Origin of the sequence: Actinoplanes sp. NPDC089786 (genome assembly GCF_040684855.1) — a bacterium.
In the GTDB taxonomy this organism is placed as follows: Bacteria; Actinomycetota; Actinomycetes; order Mycobacteriales; family Micromonosporaceae; genus Actinoplanes.
Map to the genome: position 1 here is coordinate 22,271 of NZ_JBFBGU010000018.1, position 19,865 is coordinate 42,135.

24 protein-coding genes are annotated in these 19,865 nt (G+C 71.8%); 12 read left to right on the forward strand and 12 right to left on the reverse strand.

What is annotated here, in order from left to right; genetic code table 11:
• Positions 1-26: 26 nt before the first annotated feature.
• A complete protein-coding gene (locus AB0O15_RS35150) occupies positions 27-689 on the reverse strand; it encodes a response regulator transcription factor (RefSeq protein WP_364327922.1) in 663 nt (220 codons plus the stop codon).
• Entirely contained in the window at positions 686-1,801 is a 1,116-nt protein-coding gene (locus AB0O15_RS35155; protein ID WP_364327925.1) for a histidine kinase, read from the reverse strand. Before AB0O15_RS35155 ends, AB0O15_RS35150 begins: the two co-directional genes overlap by 4 nt.
• A 482-nt stretch (positions 1,802-2,283) precedes the next feature.
• Between AB0O15_RS35155 and AB0O15_RS35160 the strand changes: the two genes are divergently transcribed.
• The 3 genes from AB0O15_RS35160 (at position 2,284) to AB0O15_RS35170 (ending at position 4,312) form a co-directional block, all read left to right on the forward strand.
• A complete protein-coding gene (locus AB0O15_RS35160) occupies positions 2,284-3,150 on the forward strand; it encodes an oxidoreductase (protein WP_364327928.1) in 867 nt (288 codons plus the stop codon).
• On the forward strand, positions 3,147-3,506 hold the full coding sequence (locus tag AB0O15_RS35165; protein WP_364327931.1) for a VOC family protein: 360 nt from the start codon (positions 3,147-3,149) through the stop codon (positions 3,504-3,506). Before AB0O15_RS35160 ends, AB0O15_RS35165 begins: the two co-directional genes overlap by 4 nt.
• A gap of 287 nt (positions 3,507-3,793) precedes the next feature.
• Positions 3,794-4,312, forward strand: coding sequence for a pyridoxamine 5'-phosphate oxidase family protein (locus tag AB0O15_RS35170; protein WP_364327933.1), 519 nt, complete (start codon positions 3,794-3,796; stop codon positions 4,310-4,312).
• 668 nt (positions 4,313-4,980) lie between these two features.
• Here the strand turns inward: AB0O15_RS35170 and AB0O15_RS35175 are convergent.
• The 3 genes from AB0O15_RS35175 to AB0O15_RS35185 are packed head-to-tail and all read right to left on the reverse strand — an operon-like array spanning position 4,981 to position 6,306.
• Positions 4,981-5,406, reverse strand: coding sequence for a hypothetical protein (locus AB0O15_RS35175; RefSeq protein ID WP_364327936.1), 426 nt, complete (start codon positions 5,404-5,406; stop codon positions 4,981-4,983).
• Between the two features lie 25 nt (positions 5,407-5,431).
• Positions 5,432-5,764: a MarR family transcriptional regulator gene (locus AB0O15_RS35180; RefSeq protein ID WP_364328396.1), complete on the reverse strand. Its 333-nt coding sequence runs from the start codon at positions 5,762-5,764 to the stop codon at positions 5,432-5,434.
• Between the two features lie 38 nt (positions 5,765-5,802).
• Positions 5,803-6,306, reverse strand: a complete 504-nt coding sequence (locus tag AB0O15_RS35185) for an AAA family ATPase (RefSeq protein ID WP_364327939.1) — start codon at positions 6,304-6,306, stop codon at positions 5,803-5,805.
• A gap of 74 nt (positions 6,307-6,380) precedes the next feature.
• On the opposite strand from AB0O15_RS35185, the gene AB0O15_RS35190 reads away from it, so the two are divergent.
• Both AB0O15_RS35190 and AB0O15_RS35195 read left to right on the forward strand, forming a co-directional pair.
• Positions 6,381-7,592: a cytochrome P450 gene (locus AB0O15_RS35190; protein ID WP_364327942.1), complete on the forward strand. Its 1,212-nt coding sequence runs from the start codon at positions 6,381-6,383 to the stop codon at positions 7,590-7,592.
• Positions 7,586-7,783, forward strand: coding sequence for a ferredoxin (locus AB0O15_RS35195; RefSeq protein ID WP_364327944.1), 198 nt, complete (start codon positions 7,586-7,588; stop codon positions 7,781-7,783). Before AB0O15_RS35190 ends, AB0O15_RS35195 begins: the two co-directional genes overlap by 7 nt.
• Before the next feature lie 34 nt (positions 7,784-7,817).
• On the opposite strand, the gene AB0O15_RS35200 is transcribed toward AB0O15_RS35195, so the two are convergent.
• Positions 7,818-8,003, reverse strand: a complete 186-nt coding sequence (locus tag AB0O15_RS35200) for a hypothetical protein (RefSeq protein WP_364327947.1) — start codon at positions 8,001-8,003, stop codon at positions 7,818-7,820.
• Positions 8,004-8,044: 41 nt separating this feature from the next.
• Positions 8,045-8,476, reverse strand: a complete 432-nt coding sequence (locus tag AB0O15_RS35205) for a DinB family protein (protein WP_364327950.1) — start codon at positions 8,474-8,476, stop codon at positions 8,045-8,047.
• Between the two features lie 92 nt (positions 8,477-8,568).
• Here AB0O15_RS35205 and AB0O15_RS35210 point away from each other — a divergent pair, with 92 nt between their 5' ends.
• Entirely contained in the window at positions 8,569-9,453 is an 885-nt protein-coding gene (locus AB0O15_RS35210; RefSeq protein ID WP_364327953.1) for an ABC transporter substrate-binding protein, read from the forward strand.
• On the opposite strand, the gene AB0O15_RS35215 is transcribed toward AB0O15_RS35210, so the two are convergent.
• Positions 9,450-9,716: an acylphosphatase gene (locus tag AB0O15_RS35215; RefSeq protein ID WP_364327955.1), complete on the reverse strand. Its 267-nt coding sequence runs from the start codon at positions 9,714-9,716 to the stop codon at positions 9,450-9,452. The two genes, AB0O15_RS35210 and AB0O15_RS35215, sit on opposite strands and share 4 nt — an antisense overlap.
• Positions 9,717-9,876: 160 nt before the next feature.
• Between AB0O15_RS35215 and AB0O15_RS35220 the strand changes: the two genes are divergently transcribed.
• Together AB0O15_RS35220 and AB0O15_RS35225 are read left to right on the forward strand one after the other, a co-directional pair.
• Positions 9,877-11,625, forward strand: a complete 1,749-nt coding sequence (locus AB0O15_RS35220) for a glycoside hydrolase family 3 N-terminal domain-containing protein (protein ID WP_364327958.1) — start codon at positions 9,877-9,879, stop codon at positions 11,623-11,625.
• A 10-nt stretch (positions 11,626-11,635) separates the two neighbouring features.
• A complete protein-coding gene (locus AB0O15_RS35225; RefSeq protein WP_364327960.1) occupies positions 11,636-12,154 on the forward strand; it encodes a VOC family protein in 519 nt (172 codons plus the stop codon).
• A 56-nt stretch (positions 12,155-12,210) separates the two neighbouring features.
• Here the strand turns inward: AB0O15_RS35225 and AB0O15_RS35230 are convergent, their stop codons facing one another.
• Positions 12,211-12,831, reverse strand: a complete 621-nt coding sequence (locus tag AB0O15_RS35230) for a GNAT family N-acetyltransferase (protein WP_364327963.1) — start codon at positions 12,829-12,831, stop codon at positions 12,211-12,213.
• A complete protein-coding gene (locus tag AB0O15_RS35235; protein WP_364327966.1) occupies positions 12,828-13,343 on the reverse strand; it encodes a DUF664 domain-containing protein in 516 nt (171 codons plus the stop codon). The genes AB0O15_RS35230 and AB0O15_RS35235 overlap by 4 nt, the downstream gene beginning before the upstream one ends.
• 41 nt (positions 13,344-13,384) lie before the next feature.
• On the opposite strand from AB0O15_RS35235, the gene AB0O15_RS35240 reads away from it, so the two are divergent.
• On the forward strand, positions 13,385-14,332 hold the full coding sequence (locus AB0O15_RS35240; RefSeq protein WP_364327968.1) for a WYL domain-containing protein: 948 nt from the start codon (positions 13,385-13,387) through the stop codon (positions 14,330-14,332).
• Between the two features lie 130 nt (positions 14,333-14,462).
• Positions 14,463-15,617: a glycosyltransferase gene (locus AB0O15_RS35245; RefSeq protein ID WP_364327971.1), complete on the forward strand. Its 1,155-nt coding sequence runs from the start codon at positions 14,463-14,465 to the stop codon at positions 15,615-15,617.
• Here AB0O15_RS35245 and AB0O15_RS35250 read toward each other — a convergent pair.
• Entirely contained in the window at positions 15,584-16,036 is a 453-nt protein-coding gene (locus tag AB0O15_RS35250; protein WP_364327974.1) for a phospholipase, read from the reverse strand. The two genes, AB0O15_RS35245 and AB0O15_RS35250, sit on opposite strands and share 34 nt — an antisense overlap.
• A gap of 190 nt (positions 16,037-16,226) precedes the next feature.
• On the opposite strand from AB0O15_RS35250, the gene mptB reads away from it, so the two are divergent.
• On the forward strand, positions 16,227-17,924 hold the full coding sequence (mptB, locus tag AB0O15_RS35255) for a polyprenol phosphomannose-dependent alpha 1,6 mannosyltransferase MptB (protein WP_364327977.1): 1,698 nt from the start codon (positions 16,227-16,229) through the stop codon (positions 17,922-17,924).
• A gap of 39 nt (positions 17,925-17,963) precedes the next feature.
• On the opposite strand, the gene AB0O15_RS35260 is transcribed toward mptB, so the two are convergent.
• Positions 17,964-18,650, reverse strand: a complete 687-nt coding sequence (locus AB0O15_RS35260) for an SDR family NAD(P)-dependent oxidoreductase (RefSeq protein ID WP_364327980.1) — start codon at positions 18,648-18,650, stop codon at positions 17,964-17,966.
• Positions 18,651-18,753: 103 nt separating this feature from the next.
• Between AB0O15_RS35260 and AB0O15_RS35265 the strand changes: the two genes are divergently transcribed.
• Positions 18,754-19,350, forward strand: a complete 597-nt coding sequence (locus tag AB0O15_RS35265) for a TetR/AcrR family transcriptional regulator (RefSeq protein WP_364327983.1) — start codon at positions 18,754-18,756, stop codon at positions 19,348-19,350.
• The last annotated feature ends 515 nt before the right edge of the window (positions 19,351-19,865 follow it).

Here is a 19,865-nt window from a genome sequence, read left to right on the forward strand (position 1 = left end):
GCGAGAACGGTCCCGCGTCTACGACTTCAGGATGAGGGCCGGGGCCGGACCAGACCCAGGTCGTACGCCAGCACCACGGCCTGAACCCGGTCCCGCACCGCGAGCTTGCGCAGAATGGCCGACACGTGGGTCTTGACCGTCGCCTCGCTCACCACCAGCCGGGCCGCGATCTCGGCGTTCGAGGCGCCCCGGGCCAGCAGCGTCAACACCTCACGCTCCCGGTCGGTGAGCCGCTCGACCAGCCCGGGCGACGCCGGCGGGGTCACGTCGGTCGCCACGAACCGATCCAGCAGCCGCCGGGTCGCCGTCGGCGCGAGCAGCGCGTCACCCCGCGCCACCACCCGGATCGCCTCGACCAGGTCGGCCGGGCGCACATCCTTGAGCAGGAAGCCACTCGCACCCGCCCGCAGCGCCGCATACAGCGGTTCCTCCAGGTCGTAGGTGGTCAGCATGATCACCCGAGGTGGGTTCGCCCCCGCGGTCAGGCGTGCGGTCGCCGCCACCCCGTCCAGGCCCGGCATGCGTACGTCCATCAGCACCACGTCCGGCCGGGTCTGCCCGGCCAGCCGCACGGCCTGATCCCCGTCACCGGCCTCGCCCACCACCTCGAGATCGTCCCGGGCCTCCAGAATCATCCGGAACCCCGACCGGACCAGCGCCTGATCATCCGCGATCAACACCGTGATCACGGCGTCCCCCGCAGCGGCAGGTGCGCCTCGACCTCGAAGCCACCGTCCGGCCGGCGCCCCGCGCGCAGGCTCCCGCCCAGCAGACCGGCCCGTTCCCGCATCCCGAGCAGGCCATGCCCGTCCTTGACGGCGGACCCGCCGCCCCCGGCGCCGTCATCCCGCACCCGCACCATCACCTCGTCCCCGGCCACCCGCACCAGCACCTCGGCCCGCGACGCCCCGGCGTGCCGCAACGTGTTGGTCAACGCCTCCCGCACGATCCGATAGGCCCCCACCTGCACGCCCGCCGGCGCTGCGCCGTCGCCTTCCCACACCACCGACACGTCCAGTCCCGACTCACGCATCGTCGCGGCGAGCCGATCCAGGTCGGACAGCCGCGGCTGCGGTTCGTCCGCCGCCCCGTCCCCGTCCTCGTCGCCCTTGTCCTCGTCGCCGCGGACCGTGCGCAGGAAATGCCGCAGCTCGGCCAGCGCTTCCCGACCGGCCTGCTCGGTGCGGCGCAAGCCTTCGCGGGCCCGTACCGGATCGAGGTCGAAGATGTCGTCGGCGGCCGCCGCCTGCACCACCATGACCGACACCGTATGCGACAGCACATCATGCAGCTCCCGGGCGATCCGGGCGCGTTCCTCCAGCACGGCCCGGCGCCGCTCGGCCACCCGCCGCGCACCGCGGGCCCGCGCCCAGGCGCCCCAGCTCCAGGCCAGCAGCGCCGCGCCCGCCCAGAGCCCGGCCAGATCCCAGCGCCCGCGAGCCACCGCCGGCCCACTGGCGGCCGCCACCGCCGCGGCCAGGATCCACCACGTCCGCGCGGCCGGCCGCAGCCAGGCATAGGTGCACAGGGCGACGAAGGCGAGGCCCGGCCCGAACACCGGATACAGCACCTGCATCCCCGCGCCGGCCGCCAGCACCACCGTGGCGGCGGGCGCCGGGCGGCCACCGAGCCACCAGAAACCGGCGGCCTGCACGGCGATCAACACGACGGCCACGGCCGCCGCGGGGGAGTAGCTCGCCTTCGCGGTGAACACCAGGATCGACCCGGACACCACCACGGACGCCACCGCGAACAGCACCCGCAGCCGCTGCGGGAACCGCGCCGTGTAGCCGTCACTCATAAGGCGACACGGTACGGCCGCTCGACCCGCACCTCCGCCCGGAGCGCGCCAACGGCCGTGACCCACCACCCAGATCCGGGAGATGGCGGGACACGGCCGCTGCGGTTGTGAACCTTTGTCGCGCGTACCTATGAAGGGATTTATGCGGGTTCAGGAACGCCCGACGGGGCCGGCTCGGTGTCGGGTGCCGGCTCGATCACCGGGGGCGGCAGCGGATCGGGTGAGCCCGGCTCGAGCTCGCCCGGGTCGTCGGGAATCGGAGCGCCCGGGTCAAGCGGTGGGTAGCGGTCCGGTTCGGTGCCTACGTTGCGCAACATCATCCTGTCCCCTCTCCGTAGCAGCCCCTGGCCGCTCGTGACCGGATCCAAGATCCAATTTCCTACCCGCTGACCGTTCGGGTAAACGCCGGCCAACCTGGCACCGGCAGTCCCAGGAAGAGGGGGACGATGCCTATCCGGCGCGGAGAGGGGCAGATTCGGGGGATGACGACAACCGATCTGCCCGGCGGCACCTTCACCGTCGCCGACCTCGAGTTCACCCGTGTGGGCTACGGCGCCATGCAGCTGGCCGGCCCCCACGCGTTCGGGCCGCCGAAGGACCGCGACGAGGCCGTCCGCGTCCTGCGCACCGCCGTCGACCTGGGCATCCGTCACATCGACACGTCCGACTACTACGGCCCGTACGTGACCAACGAGCTGATCCGGGAGGCGCTGCACCCCTACCCGGAGGACCTGATCATCGTCACCAAGGTCGGCGCCCGCCGCGATGACCAGGGCGGATGGCCGTCCGCGCTGGGCCCGGACGACCTGCGCCGGGCGGTGCGCGAGAACATCGAGCGGCTCGGCGTGGAGGCGCTCGACGTGGTCAACCTGCGGCTCGGCGGCATGCGGGGCCCGGAGCCCGGCTCGATCGCCGACAAGGTCGAGGTGCTGGCCGAGCTGCGCGAGCAGGGCCTGATCCGGCACCTGGGCCTCAGCACGGTCGACGCCGACCAGCTCGCCGAGGCGCAGCGGATCGTCCCGATCGTGTGCGTGCAGAACTTCTACAACATCGCCAACCGTCACGACGACGCCCTCATCGATCACACCGCGCAACAAGGCATCGCCTACGTCCCGTACTTCCCGCTGGGCGGCTTCAACCCGCTGCAATCGGCCGGGCTGGACGCCGTCGCGAAGTCCCTGGACGCCACCCCGCTCGCCGTCGCCCTGGCCTGGCTGCTCCAGCGCTCGCCGAACATCCTGCTCATCCCCGGCACTTCGTCGGTGGCCCACCTGCGCGACAACATCGCCGGCGCCGGCCTCACGCTGCCCCCCACCGCGATCGAGGAACTCGATAACCTGCCCCGATGATCGGACGCTGGCACGGCCTCATCATCGACACCCCCGACCCGTCCGCCCTCGCGTCGTTCTACCAATCCTTGGTCGGCATGCAGCGCATCCAGGACGAGGGCGACTGGATCGTGATCGGCGACGCCCCCGACCGCCCCGGCATCGCGTTCCAGCGTGTCACCGACCACCAGCCACCCCGATGGCCCGACCCCGCCCACCCACAACAGATGCACCTGGACGTCCGAGTCACCGACATCGAGCCGGCCGAGTCGGAGGCGCTGTCCTTGGGCGCAACCCGGCTGCCCGGCGGCGGCAAGACCTTCCGCGTCTACGCCGACCCGCACGGTCACCCTTTCTGCCTGGTCTGGGGCTTCTAGAAGATGACGGGTACGGGCACAGCAAAGTCCCGCCCTCTCCCGAAGCCAGGCGTCCGTCCAGGCCGTTGGCGACCATCCGGCGTCAGGCGCGGCTCCCGGCCCGTGCCGGTCTCCCGCGCGGCGCGACTTCCCGTGCGGGGCGGGTCCCGGCGCGCGCCGAGCTCCAGCGTGGCGGGAGTTCGTGCGTGTGGCGGGTTCCGGCGCGCGCCGGGCTCCTGCGTGGCGCGAGTTCCTGCGCGGGGCGGGCTCCTGCGTGGGCCGGGCCCAGGCGTGGGGAGGGCAAAGGCGTGACATCGGGTGACGACTGGCTGCAGGGTCCGGCGCCGTCCGGCCGCTTGCCACGGAACTTGCTGGAGGAGCGAATCCTCCAACTCCTCCGCTGCCAGAACATGTGCGTCCTTGCCACCACCGGCCCCGACGGCCCGTTGGCAACGCCGGTCCGCTACTACCCGTTCGGCCTGGCGGTCATGTTCACCGCCGCCCCGCGCTCGCCGAAGATGCGCAACATAGCCGCCGACCCCCGCGTCTCAATCGGCGTCTTCGCGCCCCTGGTCGGCCTGGCCAGCAGCCGAGGCGCCCAACTATTTGGCCAAGCGCAGGTGCTCCCACCCGACGACCCAGCCCAGCAGCGTTACTGGCCATCCTTCCGCTGGGAGAACGAACACGCCGAACGCGGCCGCCCCCTCTCCGACCCACCCCGCGAAACCTTGGTCGTAGTCGAACCCACCCGCATCGTCTACACCGAACACTGGCTACGCCGAGACGGCTACGCCCCACGCCAGTTCTGGCGCCAAGCCGAGGTTTAGCGGGCTGATCGCATAGCTCACGCCGGCGCTCCCTCCCAGCCCCCGCCACCGCCACCGCTGCCCGCCGCCCCATGCCGCCACCTCGCCCACCCCAGATGCCACCGTGTCCTACCACCGTTCGTCCGGGTGGTAGCCAAGCCCGCGTTGCGGGTCTCGGACGCCGCCGTGTTCTACCACCGCTCGCCGGAGTGGTAGCCCAGCCCGCTGTTTCAGGCCCGGACGCCGGGCCCTCCTACCGCTCCTTGCCCGGCGGCCACCGCGACTGGCGGCAGCGACGGTGAGCGGACACCCGGGCGCCTGGCGCACCTCTGCTTGACCCGGGTCCTGGCTGGAGTGGTGGCAGTGACGGTGAGCGGGCACCCGGCATGCGCCGGCTTGACCCCGGTCCCGGCTGGACTGGCGGCAGTGACGATGAGCAGGCAGCGGGGTGCCTCAGCTTGACCCGTCGACCCAGGCGAGAGGCGGCGCAGACGGCGAGCGGGCACCCCCGGCACCTCGCAAATCCCAGCCCGGGCCCAGCGCGCAAGCCATATGCCGCCACCGCGGACGCCGCCCGAAAGTTCGCGAAATTTCCGGCGCCGGCCCCGCCGCCACCCCCACCCCGGCACTGGGTGGGTCGGAAATGTAGCAGCGCGGCCCGACGGTTTCGGGCGTTGTCCACAGGCCGATCACTGTGACGTCGGCGCCTTCTCACGCGCCGGAACCAGCAGAAGCACCGACAGCACCAGAACCCCGACAAGGCTGACCACATTGCCCACCTTGTCAACCATCGAAAACGCCCCCAAGTGCAGCGAGTGCCACAGCAGATGCTGCGCATCGAAGACCAGCCAAGCCCCGCCCGTGACCGACATCCCCGCCACCGACGGCCGACGAACCGCCCACACCGTCAGCACCAGCAACCCTAGATAGAGCCCGCCCACATCCCGAGTCAGATGCTCGTTGTACGCCCCCAGCGTCGACACCCAGTGGCGCCCCGGCAGCGGGAAGTCGGCATAGAAGGACGCCGGGAACGCCGCGGCCCACACGCCCACGACGGCGGCCACCACGGCGAGCAGGGCTGCGACCACGCGCTTGGCCGCGAGAGAGAGTTTCATGCCATCGGGACGAGCCCAAGCCCGGCTATGTGACAGCGGCGGCGATCACCCGGGTCAGGGCGGCGTGCAGGCTTTGCAGGTCGGCGAGGGGGAGGCCGAGGCGTTCGACGACGGCGGGCGGGATCTTCTCGGCCTTGCTGCGGAGGGAGCGGCCCTCGGTGGTGAGGGTGATGGCCAGGCTGCGTTCGTCGGCCGGGTCGCGTTCGCGGCGCAGGTAGCCGATTGCTTCCAGGCGCTTGAGCAGGGGCGACAGGGTGCCGGGGTCGAGTTGGAGAAGTTCGCTGAGGCGGCGTACGGACAGGGGCGCGTGTTGCCACAGGGCGAGCATCACCAGGTATTGCGGGTGGGTGAGGCCCATGGGTTCGAGCAGGGGCCGGTAGACGGCGACCTGGTGATCTAGCACGTCACCCGGGCGGCCGGCAGGTTCGCCAGCAGGGTGTCGACCGTTTCGTCCGGCGTCTGGTCCGAGGTGTCGAGCCAGAGCCCCAGGCGTGGCGTGTCCTCCCGCAGCGAGCGGTCGAGCTCGGCGGGCGTCCATTCTCCGTACCCCTGCTTGGCTCTGAGGGCCTCGCGGGCAGCCAGCACCGACACGCTCGGCGCCAGTACGACGACATGCAAGGGGCGCGTGGTGATCATGGCGACCACGTCGGCCAGGTCGGGGCCGAGGATCACGTCCTGGACGACCGGGGTGTAGCCCGCCCGCGCGTACTCGTCGGCGGTCATCGCGGCGAGCCGGTAGCGCAGGGAGAGCAACGCGGGGTCGGCCGAGGCGGGGCGGCCCGAGACGATCATGCGGCGGAAGGCGTCGCCCCGGACGTGGGCCGCCTTCGGCAGCCGCGCGGCCAGCAGGGAAGCCACAGTGGACTTGCCCGCGGCCATCGCGCCGGTGATCAGGAACATGGCGCGAGAATAGCCGGGTCAGATCTAGGACAGGCGGCGGGACAAAACGCTCCGTGTGGTGTCCATCATGGAACGTGACTACTGCTGAGGAAGTCCCCACCTATCCATTCACGCAGGAGGACGCGCTGCGGCACCCGCCTGAGCTGGTGGAACGCCGCGGTTGCCCGGTCTCCCGGGTACGCCTGGTCAGCGGCGACGAGGCGCTGCTGCTGACCGGCTACGACGACGTCAAGGCGATGCTCGCCGACCCCCGGTTCACCCGCCGCCTGACCGCGCCGGACGCCGCGCGGCTGACCGCGTCCGACTCCGGTGGCCTGTTCAACGAGGACAGCCCGATCGCCCAGATGATGGAGGGCGACGGGCATCTGCGCTGGCGGCGGATGATGGGCCGCACCTTCACGGCCAGGCGGGTCAACGCGATGCGCCCCCGCATCGAGGAGATCGCCCACCGCCTGATCGACGACATGCTGGCCGGCGAGCGGCCCACCGACCTGAACGCCGCGCTCGGCTTCCCGCTGCCGGTGTTCGTGATCTGCGAGCTGCTCGGGGTGCCGGCCGAGGAACGGGTCCGGTTCGCGCACTGGTCCGACGCCATGCTCAACCTGAACCGCTACACCGAGGAGGAGCTGTACACCGCCGCGGTCGAGTTCCACCAGTTCATGGCCGCGCATGTCCGGTCCAAGCGCGCCCACCCCGGCGATGACCTGCTCAGCGAGCTGGCCGCGGTGGTCGACAGCGAGGACGGCCGGCTGAGTGAGGCCGAGCTGATCGGCACCGGCCAGGGCCTGCTGGTGGCCGGGCACGAGACCACCGCCAGCATGATCGGCAAGATGATGGCCGTGCTGCTGGCCGACCGGCGGCACTACGCGCGCCTGGTCGAAGACCCCACGCTGGTCCCGTCCGCGGTCGAGGAGTCGCTGCGGGCCGACCCCAACCCGGGCTTCGGCATTCCGCGCTACATCTCCGAGGACATCGAGGTCAGCGGTCAGAAGATCCCGGCCGGCAGCACGGTGATCAACTCGATGGCCGCCGCGAACCGGGACGCCCGTGCGTTCGCCGACGCCGACGAGGTGGTGCTCGACCGCAAGCCCAACCCGCATCTCGCGTTCGGCGCCGGGCTGCACGCGTGCCTCGGCCAGGCGCTCGCGCGGGTGGAGCTCCAGTCGGTGCTGACCGTGCTCACCGACCGCGTGCCGACGCTGGAGCTGGCGGTGCCGCCGAGCGAGCTGCGCCGCAAGGAGGGCCTGATCGTCGGCGGGTTGCAGGAGCTGCCGGTCACATGGTGAAGGTGACGGTTGACCAGGAGAAATGCTGCGGCGCGGGCCAGTGTGTGATGCTCGCGCCGGAGGTCTTCGACCAGCGCGAGGAAGACGGCGTGGTCCTTCTGCTGGCGGCGACCCCGGCCGAGGACCAGACCGATGCGGTACGCGACGCGGCCGCCGTCTGCCCGTCGGCCGCGATCATGATCTCGCCCTGACGTCAGGGCCCGTCCGGCCACCCGGCCACGGGACTCAGCCGGCGGCGTTGCGCAGCATCCACTGGTCTTCGCCGCCGGCCCCGTCGTCGGGCCGTACCCGTGGCACATCCGTCTCGGTCAGGGCTACCGCGTCATCCGGGTGCACCCGCGGCGGAAGCGCCCCGAACTTCGTGGCGCGGTATTCGGCGCCGTCAACCTCGACAGCGGGCTCCTCGGTCATGACCCCATCGTGACACGGGTTCCCCACCCCCGGAGCAGCGATCAACGGCCGGTCGCGCCGTCGATCTGTTCGCGGATGATGTCGGCGTGGCCGGCGTGGCGGGCCGTCTCGGCGATGACCGCGAGCAGGGCCGTGCGCAGGGTGCCGGGCCTGCCCTTGCTGGTCACCGGCGTGTCGCCGCCGGCGGCCGCCTCGATGATCGCGTTGGTGGCCGCGCAGGCCGCCCGGTAGTCGGCGCGCAGCTCGCTCAGCGACACCGACGGGTCGACCGTCATCGAGCGCCGGCCGCGGGCGGGTGTGCCGAACCAGGCCGACTCGGCGAACGTCAGGTGTTGTACCAGGCCGGCCACGTTGGTGCCCGAGCCGACCGTGCTGCGGCGGGCGTCCTCCTCGGTCAGCCCGGCCAGCTTCCTCAGCACGCCGGCCCGCAGGCTCTCGAGGGTCGCGTGAAGGTGTTCGACTTCGGGGGTCACGCTGACGACCATAGGACCGATGGAGCTGAGAGACCGAGTCGCGGCCGGCGGCCACGCCGGAGCCGGCCGGGCGGCCGTCATAGGCTCGAGGCATGCGCATCGTCTCGCTGCTGCCGTCGGCCACCGAGATCGTCTACGCCCTCGGCCTGGGTGACGACCTGGTCGGCGTGACCTTCGAGTGCGACGAGCCGGCGGAGGCCCGGCGCGACAAAGCCGTCGTCGTGGGTGGGCGGGACACGTCGGGACTGACGCCGGGCGAGATCGACGACTACGTCAAGGAGCGGATGGCGGCCGGTGAAGACCTCTACACGCTGCGGGCCGGGGCGCTCGCCGGGCTCGATCCCGAGCTGATCCTCACGCAGGACCTGTGCCGGGTCTGTGCCCTTCCGTCCGGGCAGGTCGAGGACGCGCTCGGCCACCTCGGCTGCCGGTCCGACGTGCTGTCGCTCGATCCGTACACGCTCGACGACGTCCTCGGCACCATCGTCGAGGTCGGCGCGCGGGCCGGCGTACCCGGGCGATCGGAAAGCCTGGTGCGCACCCTGCGTGAGCGGCTCGCCAAGATCTCCGCCACCGTCGCGGGCCGTGAGCGGCCGCGGGTGGCGCTGGTCGAGTGGGTGGACCCGCCGTTCTCCGCCGGCCACTGGGTGCCCGACCTGGTCAGCGCGGCGGGAGGTGAGGCGGTGGGGGCAAATCCGGGGGTACGCTCCGCGGAAACGACCTGGGCCGCCCTCGCCGCGACCGACCCGCAGTACGTCATCGTCACGCCCTGTGGTTTCCACCTCGATGGCGCCGCGCAACAGGCGAAGCTCGTCGTCCCGCACTTCCCGGGCGCTCAGGTGTGGGCGATCGACGGCGACGGCCTGGTCGTACGCCCGGGCCCGCGCCTGATCGACGGCGTGGACGCGATCGCCGCGATCCTGCACCCCGACGCCGTCCCCGCGCCGCCCCCAGGAGCGATCACGCGCGTGGCCTAGCGGATCTCGTACCCCTCGCAGCCTTCGACCGGCCCGTCGCTGACCTCGACGCCGGTCACGGTCGCCCGCAGCGGCCCGCGGTGCGCCCAGCTCAGCAGCAGCTGCACCGCCTCGGGCGACCCCTCGAAGACCGCCTCGACCGTGCCGTCGTCCAGGTTGCGCACCCACCCGGTGACGCCCGCGCGCACGGCTTCCCGGCGGCACGTGTCGCGGAAGAAGACACCCTGCACGTCGCCGGACACCACCACGCGTCTGTGGATCACAAATCAACCGTACGGACGTCCCTGGCGCCGAGATTCCCCTTCGGCGGGAAACCCCCTCATTTGGGGAGGGCGCCGCCGGAGTCGAGGGCGGCGGTCAGGACGGCGGCCGGCGAGTGGGCATAGAGTCAGGCAGATCGATGCCTGTACGGGGAGGTCGACAATGCGTTCTCGGTGGTCTGCGCGCGCCGGAGTGGCCCTGGTCGCGATCGTTGCTCTGCTGGCGCCGCCGGGGGTTGCGCAGGCGACTGACGGGGTGTCGGCCGTGGTGCGGGCGATGCTGCGGCACATGACCGTGCGGGAGAAGGTCGGCCAGCTCTTCGTGGTCGAGGTCTACGGGCCGGACGCCGAGAGTGTCACGCCCGCGGTGGCCGCCCGCAATCAGGCGCTCTACGGTGTCGACACGCCGGCGCAGGTGGTCGCCAAGTATCAGCCGGGTGGCGTCATCTACTTCGACGCGCGGCGCGGGCCCGACAACGTGCAGAATCCGCGTCAGATCGCCACGCTCTCCAACGGGCTGCAGCGGGCCGCGCTGCGCCGCCGCGTACCCATCCCGCTGTTGATCTCGACCGATCAGGAAGGCGGCGCGGTCGTCTATCGGCTCACCGCGCCGGCCACCGCGATGCCGGGCAACATGGCGCTCGGCGCGGCCCGGTCGACCGCCGCCGCGCGGAAGTCGGCCCGGGTCATCGGGGCCGAGCTGGCCTCCGTGGGCATCAACCAGGACTACGCGCCGGTCGCCGACGTCAACGTCAACCCCGCCAACCCGGTGATCGGCGTACGCTCGGCCGGCGCCGACGCGGGCCTGGTCTCGAGCATGGTCGGCGCCCAGGTCGACGGCTACCACGCGGGCGGGGTGGCGACCGTCGCCAAGCACTTCCCGGGCCACGGTGACACGGCCGTCGACAGCCACTTCGGCCTTCCGGAGGTCACACACACCCGGGCCCAGCTGGACGCGATCGACCTGCCGCCGTTCCGCACGGCCATCCGCCGGGGCGTCGACACGATCATGACGGCGCACGTGGTGCTCAGGTCGGTCGACCCGAGCGGCGCCCCGGCCACCATGTCCCGTCCCATCCTCACCGGGCTTCTCCGGGAAGACCTGGGGTACGACGGGCTGATCGTCACCGACGCCCTGGACATGGGCGGGGCGACCGCCGACTACCCGCCGGCCGTGGCGCCGGTGCGGGCGTTCCAGGCCGGCGCCGACCAGCTGGTGCTCGCCCCGCAGATGGACACCGCGTTCGGCGCCGTGCTGAACGCCGTGAACAGCGGGGAGATCTCGCGGAAGCGTCTCGACGAGTCGGTCGCCCGGATCCTCACGCTGAAGCTGAAGCGCGGCCTGTGGCGGCCGTTCGTCGACCCGGCCCGGGCCGAGCGGGTGGTCGGGTCGGCCGGTCACAAGGCCGCCGAGCAGCAGATCACCGACCAGACGATCACCATGGTCAAGAAGGACGGCCTGCCCGTGGCCGACGCGGGCAAGGTGCTCGTGACCGGCTGGGGCGTGACCACCACCAGCACGCTGGGCGCGGCGATCGGCCGGCGCGGTTCCGCGGTGACCGTACGCGAAACCGGCGCGAACCCGACCCAGGCCTCGATCGACGCGGCCGTGGCCGCAGCGCAGAACCAGGACCTGATCGTGGTCAGCACGATGAACGCCAACGCCGCGCAGCAGTCGCTGGTCCGCGCCCTGCTGGCCACCGGAAAGCCGGTGGTGGTGGCGGCCGTGCGGAACCCGTACGACATCGCGCTCTTCCCTGAGGTGAAGGCCTATCTGGCGAGCTATGGCTACACCGCGGCCTCGCTGGAGTCGCTGACCCGGGTGCTGTTCGGCGAGGTGGATCCGGTGGGGAAGCTTCCGGTCGCGATACCTTCGCTCTACCCGTACGGATATGGGCTGAGCTACCACTGAGGGGGACACCATGCCGCAGCCGGAAGGCGCCGACCTGGAGGCGGTCCGCGCCCGCCGCACCGAGTTGCGTGACAAGTACCTGCTGCCCAAGGAGCTGCGACCGGCCACCACCGGCCGCGGTCTTCATCACGCGGCGCTGATCTGCTCCGACGTCGAGGCGACGATCCGGTTCTACCAGGAGGTGATCGGCTTCCCGCTGGTCGAGCTGGTGGAGAACCGCGACTACCAGGGTTCCAGCCATTTCTTCTTCGACCTGGGCAACCGCAACCTGCTCGGCTTCTTCGACTTCCCCGGCCACGACCACCCGGCCTTCCAGGAGACCGTCGGCGGCGTGCAGCACATCGCATTGTCGGTGAGCCCCGAGCAGTTCGCCGCGGCCCGGGCCCGGTTCGACGCGGCCGGCATCGAATACCTGGGCCCGGACCGCGGCGTGGAGGACAGCCTCTACGTCCGCGACCCCAACGGCGTCGGCATCGAGCTCTACAACGAGGAGATCGGCACGTTCGAGGGCACCAAGATCGTCGACTGACAGTGGTCGCGCAGAGCGGTATTCCGGCGGCGGATGCCGGGCCGGGCTACCACTGATCAGAAGTCGATGCGCATGACGTGGCGGCGCGGGGTGGGGTGGGTCAGCTCCTGGAAACCCGCTTCCTGGAACGCCTGGAGCGGGCCGACGGACAGTTCGCCCCAGGTGATGGTCTTCCCGGGCTCGGTGTTCATCGGGTACGCCTCCAGCGCACGGGCGCCGCGCTCCCGGGCGTACCCGATGGTCGCCTCGGCCAGGTGGTAGGTGAGCCCGCGCCCGCGGAAGCCCTTACGCACCACCATGCACGAGACCACCCAGACGTCGTGGTCGTCCTTGTCCTCGGCGCGGCCGGCCCAGACGACCCGCGAGGAGCGATATTTCGGGTACGCGGTGCGCGGCTCGACCGCGACCCAGCCCGCCGGCTCGTCGTCGACGTAGGCGACCAGCCCGCTCGTCGTGGTGGCCTCCGGCCGGTCGCAGCCGGTCTGCGCGCGCAGCGACGCCGTGCGTTCCTCCTGGGTGGAGTCGCGCCAGATCCAACCCATCACCTTGTAGCGCTGGCAGTGGCAGCGGCCGGCGTCGGACGCCCCGAACACCGCGTCGATGTCGGCCCACGTCGCCTGGTTGGCCGGCACGACCGTGATCTGCTCGGCGGTGAACGGTTCCTTGAGCGAAGTCACCGCGGCGGGTCCTCTCCGGTCAGCCCGTCGATCGCCTCCCGCAGCAGGTCGGCGTGACCGACGTGCCGAGCGTACTCGTCGTGAAGATCGACCAGCAGCCGCCGGAAGTTCGGCCCCTTGATCGACGGCTGTTCGGGCCGGATCGAGGACATCGCCTTCCGGGCACGCCCGACCGCGCCGAACCACAGCGCGTACAGCTCGTCCGGCCGATCCGTGGCGCCGGTCCGCCACTCCCAGTCCGGGTCGGCGTCGAAGTCGGCCCGGTCCCAGGGCGCGCCCATCGGCTCGCCGGTGATCCACTTGGACGTGTAGTAGTCCTCGATCAGCGCCAGGTGCTTGATCAGCCCGCCCAGGGTCATGGTCGACGACGGATGCGTCCGGCTCAGCCCGGCCGCGTCCAGCCCGCCGGTCTTCCAGGCGAACTGCATGCGCGACCGCTCCAGCGCGAACAGCAGCGCCTCGGTCTCGGTCGCCTCCGGGGACAGCTCTTCCACGACGATCTTGTCGGTCATGAGGCGATGCTAGGGTCGGTTCCGGACGAAAGGCTTCCGGTTTGGAAAAGGCGAGTCCGGCCGCGCGCGCGTTGCTCGCGCTCGAGCTGATCCAGAGCAGCCCCGGCATCACGGCCGAGCGGCTGGGCGAGAAGCTGGGCGTCACCGAGCGGGCGGCCCGGCGCTACGCCGAGATCCTCCGCGAGGCCGGCATTCCGGTCGAGTCGGTCCGCGGCCCGTACGGCGGCTACCGGCTGGGCCGTGGCCTGCGCCTGCCGCCGCTGATGTTCAGCGCCACCGAGGCGCTCGGGCTGGTCATGTCCGTGCTCGACGGCCACCACGACGCGAGCGACACCACCGACCCGGTGGGCAGCGCGCTCGCCAAGATCATGCGCGCGCTCCCGGAGCCGGTCGCGGCCCAGGCCGAGGCGGTACGCCGGACCGCCGCGCCCGCCCCGGACCGCGGCGCCGCCCGGCCCGACCCGGCCATCGCCACCGCGCTCGTGCAGGCGGTCTCCGGGCGCCGCCGGGTCCGGGCCGGCTACCGCACCGAGGCCGGTACCGAGTGGACCGCCGAGGTCGACCCGTGGGCGGTCGTGGTGCGGCACGGGCGGTGGTATCTGCTCTGCTGGTCGCACGGCGCCGGCGCGCGTCGCGCGTACCGGATGGACCGCATCTCGCACGTCGAACCCGGCGCCGAGACCTTCGTCCCCCCGGCCGGCCTCGACCCGGTCGCCGACCTGGAGGACCACCTCGCGACCGGCTGGGAGTTCACCGCCGAGGTGCTCATCGAGGCGCCCGCGGAACGGCTCGCCTGGCTGCCGCGCGTGCTGGGCCGCGTCGTGCCGGTCACCGCCACCACCTGCCGCCTCACCGGGACGACGAGCAACCCCCATTGGTACGCCGAGCAGCTGGCCGTGGTGCCCGCGGCGTTCCGCATCGAAGGGGGCCCGGAGCTGCGCTCGGCCGCCCGCGCGTTGGCTGAGCGTCTCCTGGCGGCCACCTCGTAGCGACCGGGCGAACGTCTGGATACAACATCGCCGGAATGGTGGCGGGGACCTGTCCCCGCCCGGTAAGACCTGCGGTCAAAGGCCGGCCCGTTCCGCCCAAAGGGTTAATCGATTGCTGACCGCGACGACCGTGCGAACGAAGACGATCGATGTCGTCTACATCAAGGCCGGTGGTGGCCATCGCGCCGCCGCCGTGGCTCTCGACGTGGCCATCCGGGAACAGGGACGGCCCTGGCGGGTGCGCCTCGTCGACCTGGTCGACATCCTCGATCCCCAGGATGTCGTCCGCCGGATCACCACGAAGCGGCCCGAGGAGTACTACAACCTGCGCCTGGAACGCGGCTGGACCCTCGGTCTGATCCGCGAGCGCCACGTGCTGCAGGCGGCGCTCCGGATGGGACACCGGGCGGTGGTGAAGCGGATGCAGGCGCACTGGGACGCCAGCCGCCCCGACCTGGTGGTCTCGGTGGCGCCCCACTTCAACCGGCAGATGTTCGACTCGTTGCAGCGCTCCAGGCCGGACACGCCGTACGTGACCGTGCTGACCGACTTCGCCGACCTGCCGCCGCGCTACTGGATCGAGCCGCGCCAGCCCCAGCACTGGATCTGCGGCACGCCGCGGGCGGCGCTCCAGGCGCGGGCCGCCGGCTGCGATCCGGCCCGGGTGCACCGCACCTCGGGGATGGTCATCCACCCCGACTTCTACCTGGACCATCAGGTCGACCGGGCCGCCGCGATGGCCGAGCTGGGCCTCGATCCGGACCGGCCGACCGGCATGGTGATGTACGGCGGGCACGGCTCCAAGCAGATGCGGGTGATCGCCAAGCGCCTGGCCGACACCCAGCTGATCTTCGTCTGCGGGCACAACTCCGGTCTCGCCGATGACATCCGGGCCATGGATTCGTCGGCGCCGCGGGTCGTCCTCGGGTTCACCTCGGAGATGCGCCGCTACATGCGGTTGTGCGACTACTTCATCGGCAAGCCCGGGCCGGGCAGCATCAGCGAGGCGATCAGCCAGGGCCTGCCGGTCATCGTCGTCCGCAACGCCTGGACCATGCACCAGGAGCGCTACAACACCGAGTGGGTCCAGGAGAACAACGTCGGGGTGGTGCTGGAGTCCTACCGCGACATCCCGGAGGGGGTGGCCGAGGTGGTGGACAACATGGACGCCTACCGCGTCGCCGTCGGCCGGATCGGCAACCGCGCCGTCTTCGAGATCCCCGACCTGCTCCAGTCGATCATGGGCGTACCTCAGGCGTGGCCGAACCTCACGGCCGCGGTGTAGTAGGTGTTGGCCAGCACCAGGCAGAGCGGCCGCCGGCCACAGACGCGGCCGAGGTCGCCGCGGAACGCGAGGTCGAGCCGCTTCTTGTTCCTCCGGAAGGTGCCGGCCTCGCCGTAGTTGCGGTAGCCGAAGTCGTGCCGGTAGCAGGCGAGCCGGAAGTCGTAGCCGAAGGGCTGGTCGGGGCCGCCGGTGCAGCCGTCGGTGGCCCAGTCGAAGTCGTACGTCTTCCAGGCGCCCCGGTTCTCCCGCGCGAGGAGCCACCTGGCGTAGCTGGCCGTGGAGGTCTGCGTCCAGGCCGCGAGCACCGCGCCCTTGTCCTTCGGCGCGCCGGCCACCGGCGCGGCCCGGGTCGGCGTGGCGGCGGCACTGGTCAGCAGGACGGCGGCGAGCATGATGAACAGGCGAGATCGAACGGACATGGTGGCATCTTCACCACTGATCACCGAGAAATCCGGCTGTTGCCGACTTATAACCCGGGCGTGATCGGCCGGGCCCGGTTGACCTCGCTGCGGAACCGCTCGTCATGCGCGTGCCCAGGGTACTTGCCCTTCCCCAGCGGTTCACCCTTCGCACACCCGGGCGTTTGACCAGCGCGGTTAACCTTCGCCGATGGATGCCCCGCTCCGAACCGGGACGATCCGCTGGACCGGCTTCGGCGCCGCGGGCCTGCTCGCGCTGGCCGGGGTGCTCGGCGGCGCGCACCCCGGCGGCAACGTCCAGTCCACCCCGGTCACCGTGGCCACCGCGCCGTACGGGCCGGTCGTACTGGCCACCTGGCTGCTCGGCACCGCGGGCCTGGCCTGGGCCTGGTGGCGGCTGCGCGACCGGGTGCCGTCGGTCCGCTGGGCGGTCGGGACGATCCTGCTGTGGGCGGCCCCGTTCCTGGTGGTGCCGCCGATGGGCAGCCGCGACGTGTTCTCGTACGCCTGTCAGGGTCACCTCTACGTCAACGGACTGAGCCCCTACCGGTTCGGCGTCGACACGTTGCCGTGCCCGTGGGTGGAAGCGGTGTCCCCGATCTGGCGGGACACGCCCGCGCCCTACGGTCCGCTGTTCGTGCTGGCCACGGCGGCCGCGGTGCTGCTGGGCGGAAGCCTGGCCGGGGTGATCGTGCTGCTGCGCCTGCTCGCCGTGGCCGGCCTGGTGGCGATCATGGCCGCGCTGCTGCCGCTGGCCCGGCGCTGCGGGGTGCCGGCCGAGCGGGCGCTGTGGGTGGCCATGGCCGGGCCGCTGATCGGGGCGCATCTGGTCGGCGGACCGCACAACGACACGCTGATGATCGCCGCGGTCGCCGGGGCGATGGCGCTGCTCGTGATCGGCCGCCCGCCTGTGGACGCGGTCGCGGCCGGCGCCCCTGTGGACAACCGAGCCGAACTGTCACAGCCGAGCGCTACATTGCCGCCCACCCACAGGGGTGGGGGAGGTGGCGGCCCGCGCGCGAGGATTTCGATCTTGAACATGGCGCTGAGCAGCGGCAATGCGTCGGTGTCGGCGGCTGAGCGGGACGGCGGTGCGGGTCGCGGCGGTGCGGGCCGGGGCAGGGCTCGGGGCGGCGCCGCGGTGCGGGTCGTGGTCGGCGCCGGGGTGCTGCTGGGGCTGGCCGTCGCGGTCAAGGCGACGGCGATCGTGGTGGTGCCGTTCGTGGCGTTGCTCGCGGTGCCCCGGCCGCTGCGGTTCTGGCCCGCCGCCCGGGCGCTCGCGCTGGTCGGCGGGGTGACCGTGGCGACCATGGGCGGCGTGACCGCGGCCAGCGGGCTGGGGCTGGGCTGGATGGCGGGCATGACGCACACCCAGGATCTGATCCAGTTCACGTCGCCACCGACGGCGGTCGGCATGACGACCACGTACCTGGGCCGGCTCTTCTGGCCCGGCTTCGACGCCGTGCCCGCCGTACGCGCCATCGCGATCGTGCTGTTGGCCGGCGCCGTGCTCTGGTTGTGGGTGCGGGCGCTGGTCGCGGACGAGCCGGTCCGGGCCGCGTTGCGGGGGGCGGCTCTGGCCAGCGCCGCGATGATCGCGCTGGCGCCGTCGTTCCACCCCTGGTACGTGATGTTCCCGCTGATCCTGCTGGCGGTCACGACCGTACGCACCGACCTCGTCATGGTGGTGACCGCGGTGGCCGCGTTCCTGGTGCTGCCGGACGGTGGCGGGCTGGTGCGCTACGTGAAGTTCCCGGGCGCGCCGATCGTGACCATCGTGATCGGGTACCTGCTGTACCGGCGATGGAGGCGCGGCCGCGAACCACGACCGCCCCTGGTCACCCGATCAGCCGAGGATCTTGAGGTCGTTCACCGTGCGGGAGAGTGAGCCCCGCTCCTCCCGGGCGGACGCGAGGAACCACAGCGCCTACCAGCCCAGCGGCCCGTGCTCGTCCGAGAAGGTGCCGGTCGGGCCGTCCGGGCCGAGGGTGGCCAGGCGTACGACGACCGCGGCGCTGTCCGCCGGGGCGCGTCCGATGCCGAAGGCCGCGGTCATGTCGGTGGCCGTGGTGCCGGGTTCGAGCGCGTTGAACTTGATGCCCGGCTGGGACTTGGCGTACTGGACGGTGAGCATGGTGGCCGCCGCCTTGGACGCCGCGTAGAGCGCGAGCGGCATGCCGTACTCCGGCCGTTCGGGGTTGTTCACCGCCCAGAACGACCCCATGCTGCTCGACACGGTGACCACCGTCGGGTTGGACGACTTCCGCAGCAGGGGCAGCGCGGCCTCGGTGACCCGCACGATCCCCACCGCGTTGGTGTCGAACGCGCGGAGGGCGGCCGGCCCGTCGACCACCCCGTCGGCGAGGATGCCGGCGTTGTGCACCAGCACGTCGAGCCGTCCCTCGGCCGCCCCGACGGCGGCCAGCGCGTCGTTCACCGACGCGTCGTCGGTCACGTCGAGCCGCACGAACCGGGCGCCCAGCTCCGCCGCGGCCTTCTCGCCCCGCTCGGCGTCCCGCGCGCCGACGTACACGGTGTGGCCCAGCTCGAGAAGCTGCTTCGCGGTCTCGTACCCGATGCCCTTGTTCGCGCCGGTGATCAGTGTGACGGTCATGCCTGTCTCCTTTGTACCGCTCGGTTGGGCCAACCGTAACAGCTTTTGTACCGCTCGGTTGGTGGCCCGGGTCACCTTTTGTACCGAGCGGTAGGATGGCCGCATGACCACAACCACCGGCCGTCCGCGGACCTTCGACGAGGAGACGGTCCTCGACCGCGCCGCCGTGGTCTTCTGGCGGCACGGCTACGAGGGCGCCTCCCTGAGCGCCCTGACCAGCGCCATGGGCATCAACCGGCCCAGCCTGTACGCCACCTTCGGCAGCAAGCGGGAACTGTTCCGGCGCGCCTTCGCCCGCTACCACGACACCAAGCTGGCCACCGCCCGCGCCGCCCTCGACCGGCCCACCGCGTACGCCGCGATCGAAGCCTTCCTCCGCACCAGCGCCGACGGCCTCACCGCCGGCGACCAGCCCCCCGGCTGCCTCTCCGTCCAGGGCGGCCTGGCCTGCTCACCCGAGAACGCCCCCGTCTCCGAGATCCTGGCCGCCGGCCGCGCCGCCACCGAGTCGGCCCTCGAGCAACGCCTGACCCGCGCGGCGTCCGAAGGCGACCTCCCACCCGGCATGGACCCCCGCTCCCTGGCCCGCTTCGTGATGGCGCTCAGCGAGGGCCACGCCGTCCACGCCGCAGCCGGCGCCACCACCGAAGACCTCCAGGCCTCGGTCGACGTCGCCCTCCGAGCCCTCCTGACCCGTTAAATCAAGATCAAGATCTCGATGTCGCACCTGGGTGGGTGCTTCAGACCGCAGCTCCCGCCGAGGCCCTCTTTTCGCCTCAACGTAGATCCAGATCAAAAGCTTGATGTCGTTGCTGGGTGGGTGGTGCTGACCGTCGCTCCCGCCGAGGCCGGTCACCCGGCTCCTGGCCGCTGGCGCGTCCAAAACAGAGCCGCGCGACCTTCATTCCGCGTGCGTGGTCAACCCTCCGGCGCTCCGCGCCAAACCCCGGCCCTCGCCGAGAGCGCGTGGAGGCACTTCCGACGGCGAGCCCTTTGCTCTGAGCGCGTATAGGCAACACCCGACGGCGAGCCCCTTGCTCTGAGCGCGTATAGGCAACACTCGGATACCGGCGACATCCGGATACCGCCACCATCGAAGTGTTGCCTATACGCGCTCAGAGCAAAGGGGCTGTGAATGACGTGCCCGGGGTGATGGACCGCGCGGGGCGGCAACCGCGCAGTGGGCCGCGCGGCTCCGAGAGCGGCGCCCCCGAG